23 protein-coding genes and 1 tRNA gene are annotated in these 20987 nt (G+C 30.8%); 12 read left to right on the top strand and 12 right to left on the bottom strand.

Annotation, left to right across the window (positions count from 1 at the left end; genetic code table 11):
- Positions 1–600 precede the first annotated feature (600 nt).
- Both MHM83_RS15535 and aroC read right to left on the bottom strand, forming a co-directional pair.
- Positions 601–1665: a PA0069 family radical SAM protein gene (locus tag MHM83_RS15535; RefSeq protein ID WP_159616650.1), complete on the bottom strand. Its 1065-nt coding sequence runs from the start codon at positions 1663–1665 to the stop codon at positions 601–603.
- A gap of 211 nt (positions 1666–1876) precedes the next feature.
- The gene (gene aroC / locus MHM83_RS15530) at positions 1877–2938 is read right to left on the bottom strand and encodes a chorismate synthase (RefSeq protein ID WP_047790439.1); all 1062 of its coding nucleotides are present in this window, start codon (positions 2936–2938) and stop codon (positions 1877–1879) included.
- A 294-nt stretch (positions 2939–3232) separates the two neighbouring features.
- On the opposite strand from aroC, the gene MHM83_RS15525 reads away from it, so the two are divergent.
- Positions 3233–3317, top strand: a tRNA-Ser gene (locus MHM83_RS15525).
- Positions 3318–3432: 115 nt separating this feature from the next.
- Here MHM83_RS15525 and MHM83_RS15520 read toward each other — a convergent pair.
- From MHM83_RS15520 to MHM83_RS15500, 5 genes are all read right to left on the bottom strand, one after another.
- Positions 3433–4005, bottom strand: coding sequence for a phosphatase PAP2 family protein (locus MHM83_RS15520; RefSeq protein WP_239180769.1), 573 nt, complete (start codon positions 4003–4005; stop codon positions 3433–3435).
- Positions 4006–4007: 2 nt separating this feature from the next.
- A complete protein-coding gene (locus MHM83_RS15515) occupies positions 4008–5057 on the bottom strand; it encodes a peptidylprolyl isomerase (protein ID WP_239180767.1) in 1050 nt (349 codons plus the stop codon).
- Positions 5058–5145: 88 nt separating this feature from the next.
- Positions 5146–5871 (bottom strand): FKBP-type peptidyl-prolyl cis-trans isomerase, encoded by a 726-nt coding sequence (locus MHM83_RS15510; RefSeq protein WP_159494562.1) that lies wholly within the window; start codon positions 5869–5871, stop codon positions 5146–5148.
- On the bottom strand, positions 5868–6407 hold the full coding sequence (gene gldI, locus MHM83_RS15505; protein WP_047790442.1) for a gliding motility-associated peptidyl-prolyl isomerase GldI: 540 nt from the start codon (positions 6405–6407) through the stop codon (positions 5868–5870). The genes MHM83_RS15510 and gldI overlap by 4 nt, the downstream gene beginning before the upstream one ends.
- Positions 6397–7425, bottom strand: a complete 1029-nt coding sequence (locus tag MHM83_RS15500) for a DHH family phosphoesterase (protein ID WP_239180765.1) — start codon at positions 7423–7425, stop codon at positions 6397–6399. Before MHM83_RS15500 ends, gldI begins: the two co-directional genes overlap by 11 nt.
- A gap of 81 nt (positions 7426–7506) precedes the next feature.
- On the opposite strand from MHM83_RS15500, the gene MHM83_RS15495 reads away from it, so the two are divergent.
- Both MHM83_RS15495 and MHM83_RS15490 read left to right on the top strand, forming a co-directional pair.
- Positions 7507–8514 (top strand): alkaline phosphatase D family protein, encoded by a 1008-nt coding sequence (locus MHM83_RS15495; RefSeq protein ID WP_239180763.1) that lies wholly within the window; start codon positions 7507–7509, stop codon positions 8512–8514.
- A gap of 108 nt (positions 8515–8622) precedes the next feature.
- Positions 8623–9042 carry a nucleoside-diphosphate kinase gene (locus tag MHM83_RS15490; protein WP_028892988.1) on the top strand — a complete coding sequence of 140 codons (420 nt, stop codon included), beginning with the start codon at positions 8623–8625 and terminating at the stop codon, positions 9040–9042.
- Between the two features lie 140 nt (positions 9043–9182).
- On the opposite strand, the gene MHM83_RS15485 is transcribed toward MHM83_RS15490, so the two are convergent.
- The 5 genes from MHM83_RS15485 to recF form a co-directional block, all read right to left on the bottom strand.
- Positions 9183–9647, bottom strand: a complete 465-nt coding sequence (locus MHM83_RS15485; RefSeq protein WP_239180762.1) for a hypothetical protein — start codon at positions 9645–9647, stop codon at positions 9183–9185.
- A gap of 53 nt (positions 9648–9700) precedes the next feature.
- On the bottom strand, positions 9701–9931 hold the full coding sequence (locus tag MHM83_RS15480; protein WP_239180760.1) for a hypothetical protein: 231 nt from the start codon (positions 9929–9931) through the stop codon (positions 9701–9703).
- An 86-nt stretch (positions 9932–10017) separates the two neighbouring features.
- A complete protein-coding gene (locus MHM83_RS15475) occupies positions 10018–10494 on the bottom strand; it encodes an Hsp20/alpha crystallin family protein (RefSeq protein ID WP_239180758.1) in 477 nt (158 codons plus the stop codon).
- A 218-nt stretch (positions 10495–10712) separates the two neighbouring features.
- The gene (locus MHM83_RS15470; RefSeq protein ID WP_047790448.1) at positions 10713–11012 is read right to left on the bottom strand and encodes a DUF721 domain-containing protein; all 300 of its coding nucleotides are present in this window, start codon (positions 11010–11012) and stop codon (positions 10713–10715) included.
- A 37-nt stretch (positions 11013–11049) separates the two neighbouring features.
- Positions 11050–12129, bottom strand: a complete 1080-nt coding sequence (gene recF / locus MHM83_RS15465; RefSeq protein ID WP_239180756.1) for a DNA replication/repair protein RecF — start codon at positions 12127–12129, stop codon at positions 11050–11052.
- 113 nt (positions 12130–12242) lie between these two features.
- Here recF and MHM83_RS15460 point away from each other — a divergent pair, with 113 nt between their 5' ends.
- The 9 genes from MHM83_RS15460 (at position 12243) to MHM83_RS15420 (ending at position 20945) form a co-directional block, all read left to right on the top strand.
- Positions 12243–13028 carry a tetratricopeptide repeat protein gene (locus MHM83_RS15460; protein ID WP_047790450.1) on the top strand — a complete coding sequence of 262 codons (786 nt, stop codon included), beginning with the start codon at positions 12243–12245 and terminating at the stop codon, positions 13026–13028.
- Positions 13028–13534 carry a 6,7-dimethyl-8-ribityllumazine synthase gene (gene ribH, locus MHM83_RS15455; RefSeq protein ID WP_239180754.1) on the top strand — a complete coding sequence of 169 codons (507 nt, stop codon included), beginning with the start codon at positions 13028–13030 and terminating at the stop codon, positions 13532–13534. Before MHM83_RS15460 ends, ribH begins: the two co-directional genes overlap by 1 nt.
- A gap of 177 nt (positions 13535–13711) precedes the next feature.
- The gene (locus tag MHM83_RS15450) at positions 13712–13990 is read left to right on the top strand and encodes a riboflavin synthase subunit beta (RefSeq protein ID WP_125343723.1); all 279 of its coding nucleotides are present in this window, start codon (positions 13712–13714) and stop codon (positions 13988–13990) included.
- A 4-nt stretch (positions 13991–13994) separates the two neighbouring features.
- Positions 13995–15848: a DNA mismatch repair endonuclease MutL gene (gene mutL / locus MHM83_RS15445; protein WP_239180752.1), complete on the top strand. Its 1854-nt coding sequence runs from the start codon at positions 13995–13997 to the stop codon at positions 15846–15848.
- A gap of 9 nt (positions 15849–15857) precedes the next feature.
- Entirely contained in the window at positions 15858–16589 is a 732-nt protein-coding gene (locus MHM83_RS15440; RefSeq protein ID WP_239180750.1) for a rhomboid family intramembrane serine protease, read from the top strand.
- Positions 16590–16641: 52 nt separating this feature from the next.
- Positions 16642–17502, top strand: a complete 861-nt coding sequence (locus MHM83_RS15435) for a rhomboid family intramembrane serine protease (protein ID WP_239180749.1) — start codon at positions 16642–16644, stop codon at positions 17500–17502.
- Positions 17503–18516 carry an endonuclease/exonuclease/phosphatase family protein gene (locus MHM83_RS15430; RefSeq protein ID WP_073184842.1) on the top strand — a complete coding sequence of 338 codons (1014 nt, stop codon included), beginning with the start codon at positions 17503–17505 and terminating at the stop codon, positions 18514–18516.
- 55 nt (positions 18517–18571) lie between these two features.
- Positions 18572–19717 carry a geranylgeranyl reductase family protein gene (locus MHM83_RS15425; protein ID WP_159494571.1) on the top strand — a complete coding sequence of 382 codons (1146 nt, stop codon included), beginning with the start codon at positions 18572–18574 and terminating at the stop codon, positions 19715–19717.
- 127 nt (positions 19718–19844) lie between these two features.
- Positions 19845–20945 (top strand): helix-turn-helix domain-containing protein, encoded by a 1101-nt coding sequence (locus tag MHM83_RS15420; protein ID WP_239180747.1) that lies wholly within the window; start codon positions 19845–19847, stop codon positions 20943–20945.
- Positions 20946–20987: the final 42 nt, after the last annotated feature.

Raw genomic sequence — 20987 nt, 5'->3', positions numbered from 1 at the left:
TTTTTCGTTTGATTTGCTACACTATTTTAATGAACTGCTTCCCTAAAATTCAGACTGCAAAGATACTCACTTTATTTCCTAATAAACAAGAATTTGTTAAACTATTTTTTAACCTTTTCTTTAAATACCTTAAACCCCTATTTTAATGAACTTTTGCTAACTTTAAAACTTAGCGCTTCTCCGTTGGCGGGTGCAAATATAGATACCTTTTCCCACTTAACAAGCAATTTTTAAACCTTTTTTTAAAATATTTATTAATACACTATAAGATAATTAGTTACACCCTGAAGTTTTTCTAACCAATCAAAACAATACCTACTCTTTTACTCTAAACACCCGATTTAACTATTCCCTTTAATACTAATAGTGACTTAAATACTATATATATGGTAGCAAATCGCGTTAGGGATTAAAGCGGTATCCTTTTGTTTTTGATTTGCGATAGCACCTCAAGAACAAAAGATATAGCGGAAAGCCCAACATTTAGTGTTATTAAGCATAAGCGAAAATAACCTTTAAATGGAACGCCCACATTAATAAAGGTGTTTTTTAGAAATACGTTATATATAATGTAGGTAATTGCCTTTTATAAAATATTATTTAGAACAGTGTTGTTTGATTCGTTTGGTACTTATCAAATTTGGTATAATCTAGCGGATGGAGTGTTTTATCTTTTAAATACAGTTTTCTTGCCAGCTTAAATTGTGTATTTATTTGCTCTGCTATTTTTCCTTCTCCTCTCATTCTACCCCCATAACGTGAATCATTCAACGAGCCTTTATGCGTGTCTTCTATTTGATGCAGTATTTTGTTTGCTCTATCTGGGTAGGTTTTTCTTACCCAATTGGCAAAAATTTCCCCTATCGCTCCATTCAAACGTACTATTGTATATGCAACTGATGTTGCTCCTAACTCACTTACTTTTTTTACTAATGGTAATATTTCATGACTATTGATTGAAGGTATAATTGGCGCCATCATAACATTAACTGGAATATTATTTTCCGCTAGCGTCTTAACTGTTTCTAATCTTTTTTCGATTGTTGCTGTTCTTGGCTCTACTACTCTTCTTGTTTCTTCTAACAACGATGTGATTGATATATTCACTCTCACTAAATTCATAGCTGCCATTTTTTTTAAGATATCTAAATCACGAAGTATTAGTGCATTTTTTGTTATCATACTTGCTGGATGCTTTAACTTTAACAGCACTTGTAGCATTTTTCGTGTGATTTCAAGCTTCTTTTCTATTGGTTGGTAACAGTCTGTATTTCCTGAAAACATAATATTTTGGGGTTGCCAATTACGACTTCGCAGTTTTTTCTCTAATAGTTCTGGTGCATTTGTTTTATACAGTATTTTACGTTCAAAATCTAATCCTGCTGAATACCCCCAATATTCATGCGTGTTACGTGCATAGCAATATATACATCCATGCTCACAGCCTTGGTATGGGTTCATTGAATATGAAAATCCAATGTCTGGACTTTTTACTTTATTTAAAATTGTTTTGGGATAAATTTCTAAATAGGTTGTTTTATTGTTATCTGCTGATTCATTTTCAGCTTCGCAATAATTTAAAAAGTCATCTAACACCTCGTGTTGATGTTGTATAAATTTATTGTGCGTGTTGTGTTGTGCACCACGCCCTTTAATATAGTCCATAATCATATCTAAATAAAATATTATAAAATTGTCTTTAGAATGACTTTATCGAGAACAGGTTCGTATAAACTTCTCGATACAATTTCGATAGAGCACCGAAATCATCCGAAGTGACTTTGTAAAGTTACTTTAAAATAAAATGATTTATTTAACAATAGGTAAAATTGTTATAAACAAAAAACATCATTTTTTTAAAATGGTGTTTTTAATTTTAAATTCTTCTAGTTTTATTCATTAACCAAAAATCGGCAAGTACTAAAGCTGTTAATGCCTCTACAATAGGTACTGCTCTTGGTACTACACAAGGGTCATGTCTCCCTTTTCCGTGTATCTCAGTAGCCTCTCCTTTTGAGTTTGTTGTTGCTTGATTTTGCATTATTGTCGCTACAGGTTTGAATGCTACCCGAAAATAGATATCCATTCCGTTAGAAATCCCTCCTTGAATTCCTCCTGACAAGTTAGTTCGTGTTGTTCCGTCTGGATTAAAAATATCGTTATGCTCAGAACCTTGCATTTTTGCTCCACAGAAACCACTTCCAAACTCAAATCCTTTTACAGCGTTTATAGATAACATGGCTTTTCCTAACTCTGCATGTAATTTATGAAAAATAGGTTCTCCTAAACCTACAGGTACATTTTGTGCTACACATGTTATTGTTCCTCCAACAGTATCACCTGCTTTACGTATTTCATGAATTTTAGCAATCATCTTTTCTGCTGATACTTCATCAGGACAACGGACAATGTTACTTTCAATTTTAGAAAAGTCTAAATCTTGATATGGCTTTACCATAAAAACGTCTCCTACTGATGATGTAAATGCATTTATATTAATGTGATTGATTAATTGCTTTGCTAGCGCTCCTGCCACAACCCAATTGGCTGTTTCTCTTGCTGATGTTCGTCCACCACCTCTATGATCTCTAATTCCGTATTTTTTATCATACGTGTAATCGGCATGTGAAGGACGGTACACATCTGTATTATGGTTATAATCTTTACTTTTTTGATTTGTATTCTTTATTGCAAAACCTATTGAGGCTCCTGTAGTCACTCCATCAAAAATACCCGACAAAAACTCAACTGTATCTGGTTCTTTACGCTGTGTTACTATTTTAGATTGCCCTGGCTTACGACGATCTAATTCTTGCTGAATAGCATCAAAATTAACTTTTACTCCTGCAGGGAATCCATCAATCACACCTCCAATCGCTATTCCATGAGATTCACCAAATGTAGTTAACTTTAAAATATTTCCGAATGAATTAAACATACCTTACTATTTAATAAGACGAAGGTAGAATTTATTTACTAAAAACGATAATTTTCATTCTTATAATTATCGATTAATCCATTACCTCATCCTATTATGTATTCAGTTTATTTTTTATTTAAATTTTTTTAAATTTTATTTCACACCAAACTTATTGATAGCAAAAGCATTACGTTTCACAACACTTTTAAAGCTTAAATTTTATTAAAAAAAGTATCAAAAAACTTTTTTAGAATTGAAAAAAGGTCATATATTTGCACCCGCAATCAGGGAATATATCTGATGAGGCACTAAGGAGAAATGGCAGAGTGGTCGAATGCGGCGGTCTTGAAAACCGTTGTCTGTAACAGGACCGGGGGTTCGAATCCCTCTTTCTCCGCAAGTCCGAAGCGAAAGCTTCGGATTTTTTTTTAGGGGATTAAAGAAAAAAAGCTTACAAATTTGTAAGCTTTTTTTATTAATTAGAAACAGTAACGTTTCTTATAATCTTAATACTATTCTTTCCCTAACCCAACTCTCTTCTCAAGAGCTAAGTATCCAAAATAAAATAATGTTCCTAAAATTATACCTGAAATATATCCTGTAGCGACGTCTACTGGAAAATGTACCCCTAGGTATATCCTACTATATCCGAAAATCAAAGGAAATAAAATCATTAAGTAAATTAACCTAATGTGCTTTCTCAACAATAGAATTATAAAAGTTGTTATTGTAGTAGATAACGAAGCGTGACCAGACCAGAAACTATATCCTCTTGGCTTATATGTAAAGTCTCTCAAATACTCTTTCAAGCCTTCAGTATTACATGGTCTAATTCTTTCTGTAGAATTTTTAATCAAGTTTGTAAATTGATCAGAAAAAGCAACAATAACCGCTATAAATAACACTGTAAATAATCCTTTTTTCCACCCAAACTGTTTAAACACTAAAAACAGCACAAAAGCAAACAAAGGCGTCCAAGTAAATTGATTGGTTATTGTTAACCAAAAACCATCCCATTGCTCACTTCCTAAATTGTTAAGATAAATTAAAAGTTCTTTATCTTTTTGTATAATATTTTCTATCAAAACTACTTTCCTACTTTTAATACTTCTATTTCAAAAATTAAATCTGACTTTGGTGGTATTGGCCCTACTCTACGATCACCGTAACCTAAATAAGAAGGTATAAACAATCGTACTTTATCTCCTTCTCTCATTGTTTTCACTCCTTCTTTCCAACCTGTTATTAATGGAAAGTTTTCGTCATCTACAGTAAAAACAAAAGCTTCTCCTTTATCTAAACTAGAGTCTATTTTTCTTCCATCTGCTAAATACAGCGTATAATGCGCTGTTGTTGGTAATGCTGGATTTACTTTTTTTCCACTTCCTTTTTGTAATGACAAAATTTTCAAACCAGAATCAGTTGTAATTGCATCATTAATTCCTTGTTCTTCTTGATACTTTTGTTTTAACTCTTCTAGCTTTTTCTTTCTCTCTTCTTCTTTCTTTTCAACGTTTGCTAATTCATTTTCAAAAACTACTGGAGCATCAAACTTAGCCGCCTCTTCTCCTATTCTTAAAATTTCTATCTGTTTTATATAGTCATTTTTCTGAATGGTATCTACTACTGACTGACCTTGCAAAACACGACCAAAAACCGAATGTCCACCATCTAACCAAGGTGTTGCTTTGTGTGTAATAAAAAATTGACTGGAATTGGTAACTGGTCTTGAGTAGTTTGCCATAGACAACACCCCTGGCCCGTCGTGCTTATACAACAGCTTTCCTTGTTCATCCATTGGGAATTCATCAGCAAATGTATAACCCGCATCACCAGCACCTGTTCCTGTTCTATCCCCTCCTTGTATCATAAAATCTTTAATAACCCTATGAAACTTCGTTCCATCATAAAACGGTGTTCCTTTTAACGAATCTATCATTTTAGGATGTGTTCCTTCACTCAAGGCTACAAAATTCGCTACTGTCATTGGAACTTTATCATAAAAAAACTTTACTAAGATATCTCCTCTGTTTGTTTGGATATCTGCATACAACCCGTTTTCTAAATTAGGGTATTTCGCTGATTTACATGATACAAACATTATCAATACAACAAATACAATTTTAAATAATTTCATTTATTTCGTTTTTATTTTCTCATATAAACAATTAATTAGGTTAACAACAAGTGCTAACCTAATTAATTATCAACTATTTAAGTTTTGTTTATTTTATCTCTAATAACTCTACTTCAAAAACTAAAGCTGAAAAAGGCTTAATATGTTGTCCTCTTTGTTGCGCTCCATAGGCTAATTCTTGAGGAATAAAGAATTTATATTTTGCTCCTGGCTTCATTAACTGTAAACCTTCTGTCCATCCTTTAATTACTTGTCCTACTCCAAATTCAGTTGGTTCACCTCTTTCTACTGAGCTATCAAACACAGTTCCATCAATTAAAGTTCCATGATAATGAACTTTTACTCTAGAGTTTGCTGTTGGAACTTCGCCTTCTCCTTCTTTTAAAACTACATACTGTAAACCACTCTCTGTAGTTTTTACTCCTTCTTTAGCTTTATTTGTTGCTAAAAACTCTTCTCCTGCTTTTTTGTTATCTCCAAATTCAGCTTCTGCTTTTTTAGCTTGCTCTTCTTGCATTTGTTTCATTTTTTCTTGTTGCTTCTTTTGAAAAAATGCTCTTAAAATATTGTTTATATCTTTTGACTCTACTAATAGGTTTGTAGAATCCATACCATTTTTAAAACCTTGCACAAATAAATCCTGATCCATATCATCAAAATTCATTTTTATTTTATTAGCCATATCTAAGCCTAAAGCGTAGCTTACAGAGTCTACTTCTGTTGCTAATGAACTTTTTTGTTTAAACTGACCGTTACTGCATGAAACAATTGATAAACCTACAACTGTAGCTGCTAAAATGTTGGTTAATTTCATTCTTCTATTTTTGATTTTATATCGATTAATGTTACTGTACTTTGTATTGGCTGATTTACAGCTATTTTATTTCCATCTCCAGTAACTCCAAAAGCTCTGTATGATGGAATGACAAATGTAATAGTTTCTCCTTTTTTCATCAACTTTATTCCATCTTGTAATGCAGGAATAAAATCTTCTTTATCTACTTTATAACTTCTCTCCTTTGTTTCATAAAGAACATCTCCATTCAGACTTACTATATTGTAAGACAACATAACTAAATCTTCAAACTTCGGAGAACTTGAGTTTAATGTATCTTTAGTAATATATGTATACCAAAAACCGTTAGGTGAAGTTTTATATTCTTTAAGAGTATCTTTAGCCACCCATTCTTCTAAACGTTTTTTTTCTAAAGCGTTTAGTTTCTTATTCTCTTTAAGAACTTCTTTATAAAAATTTGTTGTACCGTGTTGCTTTGGTCTTCTTGCTTGCGGCTCTTTACAAGACACTATAAGTATAGCTGTAAAAACAAAAAGTATTATTTTATGCTTCATACGATTTTTCTAACTCTTGTTGGTATGTAGGTAATAACGACTTAAATCTTGCTATCGTATTTTCCAAGCTATCATCACTTCTACCTCCAGCTGCATTATCATGTCCTCCTCCATTAAAATAATTACGTGCAAACTGGTTTACAGAGAATTTTCCTTTTGAACGAAAAGATATTTTCACAATTCCTTGTTCTTCATCTTCAATAAAAATGGCAGCAAATACAATTCCTTTCAAAGATAATGCATAGTTTACTACCCCTTCTGTATCTCCTTTTTCGTAATTAAATTTTCTCTTTTCTTCCTCAGTAAGTGTTATAAATGCTGTTTTATATTCTGGTAAAACTTTCATATTACCAAGTGCTTGCCCTAACAACAATAATCTATTGTAAGAGTTTGCATCGTGTACATTACTGTGAATCTTATCATTTTCAGCTCCTTTATCTATTAAATTTGCTATAATTCTATGAGTGGTACTTGTTGTAGATCTAAAACGGAAAGAACCTGTATCGGTCATAATACCCGTATATAAGCAAGTTGCTATATTTTTATCTATTAACTCTACATCTCCCATCATTTCAATAAAGTTGTATACCATTTGACAAGTTGAAGACATGGAAGTATCTGAATACATATACATGAAATCGTCTGGTTGTTGATGGTGATCTATTAAAGCAAAATCGTTTTCGTATTGCTCTAAAGTGTTTTGCATATCACTTCCTACTCTATGTAACGCATTAAAGTCTAGTAAGAAAACAATGTTAGACTTCGCTAAAGCTTTGACAGATTGGTTGTTTTGACGATCAAAACGCTTAACAGTTTTTGACCCAGGAACCCAATGCAAAAAATCAGGATATTCGTTTGGCATTAACACTTGTGCCGTATGTCCTTTTTTATCTAAATAATGTTTTAAACCTAATGTTGAACCAATTGCATCTCCATCTGGGTTTCTATGCCCAATTATTACAATATTCCTAGGTTTAGATAAGAACTCTTTTAATTCTGTAAAATGCTTTAAAATCATAAGTGGCGAAGATACAAATTAATGCTATATTAACCTTTTTATGTATTGCTTTTTGTTTCTTTGCTATAAAATTAAAACTTAATGAAATCTACTAAATTTATTACCCTATTAACCTTTTTGCTAAGTATCCCTTTTCTATCTTTTAGTCAAGATACATTTTCCATTGCTTTTGGATCTTGTAATAACCAAAAACTTAACAATCCTTTTTGGGAAAACATTCTATCACTTCAACCCGATGTATGGATTTGGGGTGGAGATAATATTTATGCAGATACTAATAACATGCGTAAAATGAAACGCATGTATAAAAGTCAAAAAAAGGTTAAAGGATATAAAGAACTAACTACCAAAGTTCCAATTCTTGCTACATGGGATGATCATGATTATGGTAAAAATGATGCAGGTGTAGAATTTGAAATGAAAGACGAAAGTCAACAACTATTTTTAGATTTCTTAGATGTTCCCAAAAACTCTCCTAGAAGAAAACAGCAAGGGGTTTATCATTCTAAAACTTTTAAAACAAGCAAAGGAAATGTTAAAGTTATTGTTTTAGATACTCGCTATTTTAGAACTTCACTTACTAGAGGTACTAACGGACAACGTTTTCAACCTAACAAATATAACGAAGGTACTATTTTAGGCGATACACAATGGAAATGGCTTACAAATGAACTTACAAACTCTACTGCTACTTTTACTATAATTGTAAGCAGTATTCAAATCTTATCAAAAGAACATGGTTTTGAAAAATGGGGTAACTTTCCTCATGAAGTAGCTAATTTATTCAGTTTAATTAAAAAAGCTAAAAACACCAACGTAATTCTTCTTTCTGGAGATAGACATATTTCTGAGTTTTCTAAAACAACTATTGAAGGACTTGCTTATCCTCTTATAGATTTCACTTCAAGTGGGTTAACACATGCTTATTCTTCATTTTCTTCAGAAGAAAACAACTTCAGAGTAGGAAATGTTGTAAATTCTTTAAGCTATGGAACGTTGCTTTTAGATTTAAAAACTAAAAAAGTAACCTTTCAAATGCGTGGTAAAAACAAATCTATCTTACAAGAAATCAACCAAGTATACCCTTAACTTGCTAATAACATTAAAAAGTGTATTTTTGCGCCGATTTATGCAAAGTTTGCATAATCAACAACAATTAAGAAATTTATCATATACTGATATTTATTACATTTAATAATGGCAACAAATAGAACTTTTACAATGATTAAACCAGATGCTGTTGAAAACGGACATACTGGTGCAATTTTAGAAAAAATTAATGCTGCAGGTTTCAGAATCGTAGCTATGAAAAAAACACAAATGACGAAGCGTGATGCTGAGACTTTTTACGGAGTACACAGCGAGCGTCCTTTCTTTGGTGAGTTAGTTGAGTTTATGACTCGCGGACCAATCATCGCTGCTATCTTAGAAAAAGACAACGCAGTTGAAGACTTTAGAACTTTAATTGGTGCTACAAACCCAGCTGAAGCTGCTGAAGGAACAATCCGTCAGTTATATGCTACTTCTATTGGAGAAAATGCAGTACACGGTTCTGATTCTGATGAAAACGCAGCTATCGAAGGAGCTTTCCACTTTTCTGGTAGAGAAATGTTTTAATCTTTAATTTAGATTACCGAATTTATAGATATTATAAAGGCTCGCTACAGTTTTGTAGCGAGTTTTTTTTTTGTAAATCTTACTCCAACTACTCTCCCTTTACCAAATAAAAACACATCCTTAAATCTAATTTAAATTTCTTATTTAGGATTTATAAATTCAGACTGATATTTTTCTAAGAACTTCTTCTGCCTATCTTCCATTTGTTTCATTATTTTATCTATTTCCATAAATTCTCTACCAAAATTACTTTTAAAAAAATCATTACTAAAGTAATGTTTACTAAAAAGAGAATCTTCAGAAAAGACATCTTCAAACCCTTGCTTTTGAAATTCTGAAAAGTTTGTGAAAAATTTAGATTTAAATGATTTTAACAAACTATCTCTGTCAATAGAAGAAAGGTTTGTTTCATTGTTATTAAGTGACCAGGTATAAATACTATCATACCTTATCAAGTTTCCATTTTCATCAAACTCTTTATCAACTTTCCAACTTCCTTTAGGTTGCTTTTCTATACGCTCAACACCTTCTTTTTGTTTATGTTTTTGACCATTACAACTAATAGTTAACAAAGCCAAGACCATACATAATATATACTTTCTCATCTTTTTTATTTTTTATTAAACAGTTCGTAAAATTGATAAAATGAATTAAATCTCTATACCTTATACAAACCTCCTGTTTCAGGTAATTTCACCAAATTGTTTTGATGAAATATTTTTGATTTCCGTTCGCCATCTTTATACCAAACACACTCTAAATAAGTATCATTATTATTTACCCCAAATAAGACATCCTTCTTTAGGATGTATTTGAGCACTTCCATCTTAGGAGTTTTATTACTATCTTTTAATTTCACCCAATCTCCTGATTTAAATTTTCTAGGCATGCGATTGTATATTAAATTAATAGGAAATTTTTTATAAGGAAGGCTGATAATTCAGCCTCCTTACCTCCATTAAGGATAAAAAATCATTATGAAATTTTAATTATTCTAGCTGGTTTTTGTTTCGCTTCATCTTTTTTAGGTAAAAAGATGTTTAAAACACCATCCTTGTAGCTAGCATTAATCTTATCATCATTCACGCTTTCTGGTAGCGTAAATGTTCTTTTAAACGAAGAATACCCAAACTCTCTACGAATATAATTCTCTTGTTTTTCTTCATTAGTTTCATTTGTTTCTGTACTAATAGATAATACCTGATTATCAATATTTATATGAAAATCAGATTTACTTAAACCAGGAACAGCCATTTCTACAATATAACTATCTGCTGTTTCTTTAATGTTTACTTTAGGTAAAGTAATACCTCTGTTAAAGTTTGATGTAAGTACAGCTGGTAAATCTCTATTAAACATATCATCTAACCAACTAGATAAGTTAGGGAAGTTTAGATTTGAATTAGTGCTTGTTAAACTTCCGTTTTTAGGAACATTAATTAAATTGCTCATAATTACAAAATTTTAATTAAACATTATTTCAAAAATGAAATCTTATGCGATTTCAATAATCTATTTTACAAATAATGAACCAAAATAAAAATTACAAAACTCCTTTAATTAAACTTTTAAATTTCTTTAACACACAACTGTTATTTTTTCAGCGAAACACTATCACTCGCTAAAAAACTGTCATTTTGTCATCTTTAAAACAAGCCAAAAAACTTCTTTTAAACCAACATCAGTTTTTTAACAAGCTCCTCTCCTATTTCCTCATTAATCATACGGATAATTTTATCTTTTCCATAACTCAATTCTTCTCGTAAAACTGAAGATGATAAACGAACAATCAAGGTTCCGTTTTGTAATTTCACTTCACTAGTATAAGAAGCTACTCCTGCACCCATCAATTTTTCCCAAGCTTCATCAATATGAATTTTTTGAAATCCTTTTTTCAACTTATTATTTTCTTGAATAAAGCTTCCCATTAAATCTTTGATTGAAAAACTATCGTTTTCTCTTTTAGCCATTTGATTTACTTTTTGCCTTGTTTTCTTGCAATTAAGATTATAATTTAAAAATCTGATACTCTTGATTACTCTTTTTTATCACTTCCTCTGTTCGATCGGCATGTGTATCTGTAATAAAAATTTGTCCAAATTCATCACTATTCACTAAATCAACGATTTGAGCAACCCTATTTTCATCTAACTTATCAAAAATATCATCCAATAACAAAATAGGAGTTACATTAGACTGCTTTTTAATAAATTCAAACTGCGCTAATTTTAATGCTATTAAATACGACTTTTGTTGTCCTTGTGAACCAAATTTTTTAATAGGATGTTCCTCTATCTCAAAATTTAAATCATCCTTATGAATTCCAACCGATGTATACTGTAGCATCTTATCTTTATCTAAGTTTTGTTGCAACAAAACTTCTAAAGACACATCGTGTAACTGACTTTTATAACGTAAATTTACTTCTTCATTTGCTCCAGAAATAATTTTATGCTTATCGTTAAAAATAGGCACAAACTCTTCTAAAAAAGCTTTTCTTTTGTTATAAATAACCGTTCCATACTCGATTAACTGCTCATCGTATACTTTTAAATTTAACGCATCAAATGTTCTATTGGCAGCAAAATACTTCAACAATGCATTTCGCTGACTCACAGTTTTAGTATACGAAATTAAAGTTTGCAAATACTTTTTATCTTGTTGAGAAATTACTCCGTCAATAAATTTACGACGAGTTTCGCTTCCTTCAACAATTAAATCCCTATCCGCAGGAGAAATAATCACCAACGGTAGCTGCCCTATATGTTCAGAAAATTTCTCGTAGGCTTTTCCATTGCGTTTCAATACTTTTTTCTGACCTCTTTTTAAGGAACAGATAATTTTTTCTTGTCGATCGTTTAACAAATAATCTCCTTCTACCATAAAAAAATCTTGACCATGTCGAATATTCTGTCCTGCAATCGAATTGAAGTAACTTTTAGCAAATGACAGGTAATAAATTGCATCTAACACATTGGTTTTTCCAATACCATTATTCCCAACAAAGCAGTTAATTTTCTTTTGAAAATCAAAAGTTTGAGATTCAATATTCTTAAAGTTTACCAAAGAAAGTTTTTGTAAATACATGAATGAGCCCTGTTACTAAAAGAAAGCGCAAATTATCGAAAATTTACGAAAAAACGACTTTTAAAATCCAATTAAAAAAACTATTTTTGTCGCCACTAATTTTTTAAGCAATTATGGCTACATACAAGAAAAGAGGTTACAAACCTAAGAAAGAAAAGGTTACACAAGAAGTAGAAGAAACATTTGATGAATCTCAAAGTACTACTGCTGAAGTATTTAATACTTTAGATGATACGGCGAATAAATCAGAAGAATGGATTGAAAAAAATAGCAAGCCATTATTTTACGGATTGGTAGCTGTTGCAGCTTTAATTTTAGTGTACTTAGCTTATAACAAGTTTATTGCTGAGCCAACACAACAAGAAGCTTCTAACGAATTAGCATACCCTAGAGCTTTATTTGATGAAGCTTCAACTTTTGCTGGAGCCAAAGCTGATTCTATCTATAACCTAGCTCTTATAGGAGGAGTTAATGGAAAATATGGTTTTATTGATATTGCTGATCAATTTAGTGGCACAAAAGCAGGAAACTTAGCAAACTATTATGCAGGTATTTCTTACCTAAAAATAAAAAAATACGAAGAAGCTATAGAGTATTTAAGCAGCTTTAGTTCAGATGATGAGCTATTAGGGCCTACTGCTTTAGGAGCTATTGGTGATGCTTTTGCTGATATCAATCAGCCAGAAGACGCTTTAGACTATTATCAACAGGCAGCTAATAAAAAAGATAATCAATTTACTACGCCTTTATTTTTATTCAAAGCAGCTCAAATTGCAATGGATTTAAAAGAATACAGTAAAGCTGAAAAATTATACACAACCATTAAAGAAAAATACGCTGATTCTGATCAAGGAAGAGATATTGAAAAGTATATCAACAGTGCAAAATACGCTCAATAATGGCAACAACAAATTTATCTTATTACGATAAAGCAACAATCCCAAATGCGAAGTCTTTTCGATTTGGGATTGTTGTTTCAGAATGGAATCCTGAAATCACTAAAAACCTTCATAAAGGTGCTATTGAAACTTTATTAGATTGTGGAGCTACAGAGGAAAATATTGTTTCTTGGGATGTTCCTGGTAGTTTTGAATTAGTGTACGGATGTAAAAAAATGATCGAAACACAAAAATTAGATGCTATTATCGCCATTGGAAATGTTATCCAAGGTGAAACCAAGCATTTCGATTTTGTATGTGAAGGAGTTACTCAAGGAATTGTAGATTTAAACATTAAGTACGATGTTCCTATAATTTTCTGTGTATTGACCGATAACACCAAACAACAATCTATTGATCGTTCAGGCGGTAAACTAGGTAACAAAGGAATTGAATGTGCAGTAGCTGCAGTTAAAATGGCAGCAATTAAAAATCAAGAACGTCCATCAAAATCATTAGGTTTTTAATTAATTCTGTTATAGTTAAATATTATTAAAAAGCGTTTAGATTCCAAAATCTAAACGCTTTTTAACTTTAATTTATACACATTTTTTGACCACCTCTCTATAATTCAGTAACTTTGGAATTCGTCTTATTTGGTGTGATTTTTGTTCCACTTAAGCTATTAAAGAAGCAACAATTTTATGGGATTTATCAAAAGAGAAAATAAAAAGTTCGATTACAAACCTCGTTATTATAAGGGAGATGGTAATCCTTATCAAGTAAAACATAAATTTGATGAGTACAGAACTACTGTTGGAAAAAGAAAAAGTTTAAAGGGAAAGTTTAATGCTGCTTTTGACGAATTTAAAGAGTCTGGTTACAAACTGAACAAAACTATAGTTGTTATAGCGTTGGTTTTAACGCTTATTTTCTTGTTTATTATCGACTTTGATCTTACAATCTTTTTCCCTAAAAAATAATTAAATGTCAGATATTATACAGTTACTACCTGATCATGTTGCAAACCAAATTGCTGCTGGAGAAGTTGTGCAACGCCCTGCTTCTGTAGTAAAAGAATTGATTGAAAACTCTATTGATGCTGGTGCTACTTCTATCACCTTATTGTTAAAAGATGCTGGGAAAACTTTAATTCAAGTAATTGATGATGGTAAGGGAATGAGTGCTACGGATGCTCGTTTAAGTTTTGAACGTCATGCCACTTCAAAAATTAAAGATGCACAAGATTTATTCAACCTAAATACTAAAGGTTTTCGTGGAGAAGCTTTAGCTTCTATTGCTGCCATTGCGCATGTTGAATTAAAAACGAAACAAGAAGATGACGAGTTAGGAACACAGATAAAAATTGAAGGTAGTGAAATAACTTCTCAAGAAGTAGTTTCAACTGCGAAAGGAACTAGTATCGCTGTTAAAAATTTATTTTTTAATATTCCTGCACGTCGTAACTTTTTAAAATCTGACACTGTTGAAACGCGTCATATTGTTGATGAATTTCAACGTGTAGCCTTAGCGCATCCTACTATTTCTTTTTTATTACACCATAACAACAACGAGGTTTATCATTTAAAAAAGAGCAACTTACGCAAACGTATTGTGGCTATTTTTGGGACTAAAATGAACGAAAAATTAGTTCCTATTAATGAGCAAACAGATATTATAACTGTTAACGGATTTGTTGCTAAACCTGAATTCGCAAAGAAAAAACGTGGTGAACAATTCTTTTTTGTGAATGACCGTTTTATAAAAAGCTCGTACTTAAATCATGCTGTAGTAAATGCTTTTGAAGGTTTATTAGAAAGTGGTTCGCATCCTTCTTATTTCTTGTATTTAGAGGTGCCTCCTAATACAATTGATATTAACATTCACCCAACAAAGACGGAAATTAAGTTTGATAACGAAAAAGCATTATACGCTATTTTACGTGCTACTGTAAAACATAGTTTGGGGCAATATAATGTAGCTCCTGTATTGGATTTTGACAGAGATGCTACTTTAGATACTCCTTACGATTATAGCAAAAAGAGTAACTCATCTGTTCCTCCAATAACTGTTGACCCTACATTTAATCCTTTTAAAACGGAAACTAATTACAAAGAGCCGTCTAATACAAATAGCTCACCTAAAAGTAGCACAACGCACAGTTATCAATCTAACTTTAAAAAAGATACTGGAAGTTGGGAAGCTTTATATACAAATACTGAAACCATTGAACCTATTCAACAAGAACAACTTTTTGAATCTGAGCAAGAAACTGAAACTGGAAAAACCTTCCAAATTCAAAAAAAATACTTATTGAGTTCTATAAAATCAGGCGTGGTATTAATTCATCAATCTTTAGCACACCAACGTGTTTTGTATGAAGAATTTTTAGAGAATATTACTGTTAAAGAAGCTAGCAGTCAGCAACTGCTGTTTCCTGTAAATATTTCTTTTTCTTCATCAGATATTGAAATGATATACAGTATAAAATCTGATTTAGAGAGTGCTGGTTTTATGTTTGACGAGTTCACCAAAGAAAGTGTAGTAATTGCCGGAATTCCTACTTCAATAAGTGAAAGTCAAATCACCCTTATTTTAGAACAGTTATTAGACGATATTAAACTCGAAGTACCTGATAGTAGTTTTAGTCATTTTGACGTGATGGCAAAATCATTTGCAAAATCACTAGCAATAAAAACAGGGACTTCTTTAAATCCAAAAGAGCAAGAAAACTTAGTAAACAACTTATTCTCTTGCAAAGAACCTAACATTTCACCCTTTGGCAAACCTACGTTTAAAACATTAGCTTTAAATGAAATTGATGCCATTTTTAATAAATAAAAAGTAATTATGAGGATATCAAACACAGTTAAGCATTTGATAATAATAAATGTTATTTTTTTCTTAACAATAAAAGCTTTTGGCTATAATTTGTTCAATAGTTTAGCCATTTGGTTTCCTTTGAATAACAATTTTGAAGTTTGGCAGGTATTTACCCATATGTTTATGCATCATCAAACTTTCTATTTGCATATTATAATGAACATGTTTGGCTTATGGATGTTTGGTACTCCTTTAGAACAAATGTGGGGGCGAAATAAGTTTTTATTTTTTTATTTCTCTGCTGGAGTTGGAGCTGTTCTTTTACCTTGGATAATTGATTTCTATCAATTTAACTCTATCGTACACCAATTAACCATCAACGGTTTTGATAAATCAGAAATCTTAATGCTTTTAAATGAAGGTAAATATAATATTGGATGGAAGAATATTTTAAGTGAGGCTGATTTTTATAAAATGAATCAAATCTTTTATACATCAGGTGTTGGTGCTTCAGGAGCTATTATGGGATTAGTAGCTGCTTTCGGTATTAATTTCCCTAACGCTAAGATGGCTTTAATTTTTTTACCTGTTCCCATTGCTGCTAAATATTTCATTCCTATATTTTTAGCTTATGAAACCTTATCAGGAGTATTCAATTGGCCTTCTGTTTTTGGTATTAATGTAGCCAATTTTGCTCATGTGAGTGGTGCTATTGTTGGAGCAATTATCGCATGGTACTGGAAAAAAAAATCAATTTAAATTTCGTTAATTTAGTATCTTAACTTGTCTTTATTCAAGAAGTCATAAAAATATGAATATACTCGAAAACTTAAAATATAGATTCAAACATGCTGGAATTGTTGAGCAATTAATTTACGTAAACTTAGCTGTTTTCTTACTTGTTTTTGTGACCAATACTTTTGGTTTTCTTTTTCAATCAAAAACAAACTTTTTAGTAGAATGGCTTGCGTTACCTGCTAACTTTGATGATTTTATACTAAAACCGTGGACCATTATTACCTATGGTTTTTTACACACTAGTTTTTTGCATATTCTATTCAACCTAATTGCTTTATTTTATATCGGGCATTTATTTCAACAATATTTCACCCCTAAACAGTTGCTTAGTTTTTATTTACTAGGAACATTATTTGGAGGAATTGTTTTTGTTGCGAGTTATAATTTTTTTCCTGCCTTACAAAATGTTGCACATAATAGTGTCTTGTTAGGTGCTTCAGCTGGTATTTCTGCTATCTTTATTGGTATTGCTACCTATATACCTAATTATGAATTAAAGTTCCCGTTAATTGGTTTTGTAAAACTATGGGTATTAGCTTGTATTTGGATTGCTATTGATATTATTCAAATTCCTGCTGGTAATGCTGGTGGGCATTTAGCACATTTAGGTGGTGCCCTACTAGGCTTTTTCTATGTTCGTAGTGCTAGTAATAAGGAGTTGGACATTTTTAAATCGGTAAACAAACTTTTTTCTAAAAAAGAAAGAAAACTCAAAACAGTTTATAAATCTGGTAATAAAACACCAAAACCTAACGTTGATAAGACTAGAAACCAAGAAGAAGTTGACGCTATTTTAGATAAAATTAGTAAATCTGGATACGATACTTTAAGTAAAAGTGAAAAAGAGTTTTTATTTAAACAAGGAAAAAATTAGATGAAAAAGTTTTCGATAGCTCATAAGTTTATATTCTTTATCAATTCAGTTTTTGCAGCTGTTTTATTGCTATCATATGCACTTCCGTACGTATCTCCACAAACAATTCCTTTCCTTTCTGTTTTTGGGTTGTTTGTTCCGTTTTTAGTTATCGTAAACATTGCTTTTTTTGTGTATTGGCTTATTAAAATGCATAAAAATGCTTTTTTATCATTACTTGTTTTAGCCATAGGATGGTTTGTTTCTACTCCATTAGTTAAGTTTTCTAATAAGGAGGTAATTTTAAATGATGATTTAAAAATAATGAGCTACAATGTCCATTTGTTTAATCATTATAAACATGAAGAAGATGTTACTACTGAACAAAAGATTTATGAGTTCATCAATAATGAAAATCCAGACGTTATTGCTGTACAGGAATTTTACAATTCTAAAATGTTAGATATTAAACTTCCTTATAAATACATCAAAACGAAAACGAAAACGAATAAATTTGGATTAGCTATTTATTCCAAACACCCAATTATAAACTCTGGTTCTCTTGATTTTAAACAAAGTGCTAACAACACCATTTTTGCCGATATTCTTGTAAAAGATGACACCGTTCGTGTTTATAATGTGCATTTAGAATCATTAAAACTAAATCCGAAAAAAGAAAATTTTGGAGAAAAAAGTTCTGAGCGTTTATTTAAACGTTTAGAAAATGGTTTTGTAAAACAAGTAAGTCAGGTTGAATTAATTCAACAGCATGAGTATTCATGGAAAGGTAAAAAAATTGTTTGTGGCGACTTTAATAACACCGCTTATTCTTGGGCTTATAAACAATTGGCTTCTGATAAAAAAGATGCTTTTATTGAATGTGGAATTGGTTTAGGCAAGTCTTTTAGGTACATTTATCCTATGCGAATTGATTTTATTTTAACAGATAAAAAAGCTACTGTGAATCAATTTAAAACCTACGGAGACATAAAACTATCTGACCACTACCCTGTTATGACTCGTTTACATTGGTAAATTAATTTTTAATTCGGTATAAAAGTGTATTTTTAACCGAACTAAAAATAATACTATGAAACAGCATTACCATGTTGCTATTATTGGCAGCGGACCATCAGGAGCTTCAACAGCTTTTTACTTAGCTCAAAAAGGAATTTCAACAGTTATTATTGAAAAAGAAACTTTACCACGCTATAAAACATGCGGTGGAGGTTTTGTTTTTAGAGGTCGCAAAAACTTACCTTTTGATATTAAAGAGGTCGTTGAAAAAGAGTTTCATACTGTTGATATTTATTTGGGAGAGAAACTTCACTTTAAAACGCATAGAGAAGAACCAACTATTTCTATGATTATGCGTGATTCTTTTGACAATCTTATCACGCAAAAAGCAAAGGAGTTTGGTGCTACTTTACTAGAAAACCATAAGCTAAAAGGACTAACTTTTTCTGATGATATTATTACTCTTGAAACTTCTCAAGGTAATTTTACTGCTAATTTTGTTATCGCTGCCGATGGTGCTTTGAGTCCTACAGCTAAAATGGCTGGGTGGAAAGAAGATACTCGTAAATTAATTCCTGCTTTAGAATATGAAGTAGAAGTTTCTGACGAAGACTTTAAACGTTTATCAAAAGAAGTTCGTTTTGATATTGATGCTATTCCTTACGGTTATGCTTGGAACTTCCCAAAGAAAAAGCATTTATCTATTGGGGTTGCCTCTGCTAGAAGAACTAAAATTAACTTGAAAGAATATTATCAAGAATACTTAAAAACATTAGGAATTACAAATATTGTTAGCGAATCACAACATGGTTTTCAAATTCCTGTTGCTCCTCGTACAGATGGTTTTGTTAAAAATAATGTGTTTTTAATTGGTGACGCTGCTGGTTTTGCTGATCCTATTACTGCTGAAGGAATTTCTAATGCTATTTACAGTGGTAAATTGGCTGCTGAAGCTATTATTGAGAGTGAAAAAGAGCCTGAATTAGCTACTAAATTATATTTAGAAAAAATATCAGAAAGCCTACTTCCTGAAATAAAAACTGGTTTATGGCTTTCGAAATGGTTTTACGAGCAAAAGAATATCCGAAATATTGTATTAAAAAAATATGGTCAGCAGTTTAGTGAAGCGATGGCCGATGTTTTTCACGGGGATAGAAGTTATCCTAAAGATATTAAAAAAACAATTACGAATCGAATTAAAGATTTAGTTTCATATTAACAAAGAGATTGCTTATAACTACTATCATTTTTGATTAGCAATACAGTTTTAAAATTTAAATACTATTATTTACACTTCTTATTTGTAAAGAAGAATATCTAATTTTGTATTTAATTAGAACAGTATTATGAATCTAGATAGTTACTTAATTCCTATAATTTATTTACTCGGCCTTATTCAAGGAATTATATTTAGTATACTTTTAATTTACTTGGATAAAAAAAATAATCGCCCTACATTACTTTTAGGGTTATTTATTTTTGCTTACTCCATAAATTACCTTAAACCAATAGCTAAACTTTTAGATTTAGATAAAGATTACTCTTTTTTAAATAATCTTCCTGTTGATTTTACTTGGTTACTATTCCCTCTTTTTTATGTTTATATAAGAAATATTTCTATACTACCTAAATCTAATAAAGTCTATTTTTATTTATTACCAGGTTTGTTAATGTTAATTATAGATATATTGGTTTATCTTAATTTATCATCAGGGTTAGAACAGTTAAAACTTTCAAAAGAATTTCGTTTTGTAAATCATATAGGTGGGCATTTATATGATATTTTTATATACTACAAAACTTATACTTTTATAAAAAAACATACCGAAGAAACTAACAATCAATACACTTCTACTACAGGTAAAGAGCTACAATGGGCTAAAACATTTATGTCAATTGGTCTCTTTTTTACGCTCACACTTCATTTTTTACCTGAAATAACAAATAAAACTCTCAATTTATTTATTATTTTAATTGATGTTGGGCTTTTATACTGGATTAGTATTTATGGGCTACAACAACAAACAATTAAAAACTTGACTCAACAAAAAGACTCTAAGATTGAAAAGAAGAACAATTTTAATAGCGAGAATAAAATAAGTAAAGTTGATACAGATTTATTTAACCATATTCAACAAACTATAATTTTACATAAAAAATATAAAGATCCAGATTTAACCATTGCTGATGTAGCTAATATTACAAATCAACACCCTAAAAGAATTTCTTTTGTTATTAATGAAATTTCAAATAAAAACTTTAAAACTTTTATAAATGGTTTTAGAGTTAATGAAGCTATAGAAATTTTAAAAAGTAATAATTCAAAAAACTATAGTATTGAAGGTATTAGTTTAGAGGTTGGTTTTAAAAGTAAAAGTGCTTTTTATAGTGCCTTCAAGAAAGAAACTGGTACTACTCCTACTAATTATAAAAATAGCTTTTTCTAATATTTAACCTATAAAAACCTGTTTCTTTTATTTAAAAAAGAG

The organism is Tenacibaculum sp. Mcav3-52 (genome assembly GCF_022347665.1).
GTDB lineage: Bacteria > Bacteroidota > Bacteroidia > Flavobacteriales > Flavobacteriaceae > Polaribacter > Polaribacter mesophilus.
Note: the sequence above shows the minus strand (reverse complement) of the source record. Positions and strands in the feature narration are given on the sequence as shown.

Bases quoted from the DNA above. Each gene is read 5' to 3' on its own strand.
- MHM83_RS15535 (WP_159616650.1), bottom strand. From the start codon at position 1,665: ATGGACTATATTAAAGGGCGTGGTGCACAACACAACACGCACAATAAA.
- aroC (WP_047790439.1), bottom strand. From the start codon at position 2,938: ATGTTTAATTCATTCGGAAATATTTTAAAGTTAACTACATTTGGTGAA.
- MHM83_RS15515 (WP_239180767.1), bottom strand. From the start codon at position 5,057: ATGAAATTATTTAAAATTGTATTTGTTGTATTGATAATGTTTGTATCA.
- MHM83_RS15510 (WP_159494562.1), bottom strand. From the start codon at position 5,871: ATGAAATTAACCAACATTTTAGCAGCTACAGTTGTAGGTTTATCAATT.
- gldI (WP_047790442.1), bottom strand. From the start codon at position 6,407: ATGAAGCATAAAATAATACTTTTTGTTTTTACAGCTATACTTATAGTG.
- MHM83_RS15500 (WP_239180765.1), bottom strand. From the start codon at position 7,425: ATGATTTTAAAGCATTTTACAGAATTAAAAGAGTTCTTATCTAAACCT.
- MHM83_RS15495 (WP_239180763.1), top strand. From the start codon at position 7,507: ATGAAATCTACTAAATTTATTACCCTATTAACCTTTTTGCTAAGTATC.
- MHM83_RS15490 (WP_028892988.1), top strand. From the start codon at position 8,623: ATGGCAACAAATAGAACTTTTACAATGATTAAACCAGATGCTGTTGAA.
- MHM83_RS15485 (WP_239180762.1), bottom strand. From the start codon at position 9,647: ATGAGAAAGTATATATTATGTATGGTCTTGGCTTTGTTAACTATTAGT.
- MHM83_RS15480 (WP_239180760.1), bottom strand. From the start codon at position 9,931: ATGCCTAGAAAATTTAAATCAGGAGATTGGGTGAAATTAAAAGATAGT.
- MHM83_RS15475 (WP_239180758.1), bottom strand. From the start codon at position 10,494: ATGAGCAATTTAATTAATGTTCCTAAAAACGGAAGTTTAACAAGCACT.
- MHM83_RS15470 (WP_047790448.1), bottom strand. From the start codon at position 11,012: ATGGCTAAAAGAGAAAACGATAGTTTTTCAATCAAAGATTTAATGGGA.
- recF (WP_239180756.1), bottom strand. From the start codon at position 12,129: ATGTATTTACAAAAACTTTCTTTGGTAAACTTTAAGAATATTGAATCT.
- MHM83_RS15460 (WP_047790450.1), top strand. From the start codon at position 12,243: ATGGCTACATACAAGAAAAGAGGTTACAAACCTAAGAAAGAAAAGGTT.
- ribH (WP_239180754.1), top strand. From the start codon at position 13,028: ATGGCAACAACAAATTTATCTTATTACGATAAAGCAACAATCCCAAAT.
- MHM83_RS15450 (WP_125343723.1), top strand. From the start codon at position 13,712: ATGGGATTTATCAAAAGAGAAAATAAAAAGTTCGATTACAAACCTCGT.
- mutL (WP_239180752.1), top strand. From the start codon at position 13,995: ATGTCAGATATTATACAGTTACTACCTGATCATGTTGCAAACCAAATT.
- MHM83_RS15440 (WP_239180750.1), top strand. From the start codon at position 15,858: ATGAGGATATCAAACACAGTTAAGCATTTGATAATAATAAATGTTATT.
- MHM83_RS15435 (WP_239180749.1), top strand. From the start codon at position 16,642: ATGAATATACTCGAAAACTTAAAATATAGATTCAAACATGCTGGAATT.
- MHM83_RS15430 (WP_073184842.1), top strand. From the start codon at position 17,503: ATGAAAAAGTTTTCGATAGCTCATAAGTTTATATTCTTTATCAATTCA.
- MHM83_RS15425 (WP_159494571.1), top strand. From the start codon at position 18,572: ATGAAACAGCATTACCATGTTGCTATTATTGGCAGCGGACCATCAGGA.
- MHM83_RS15420 (WP_239180747.1), top strand. From the start codon at position 19,845: ATGAATCTAGATAGTTACTTAATTCCTATAATTTATTTACTCGGCCTT.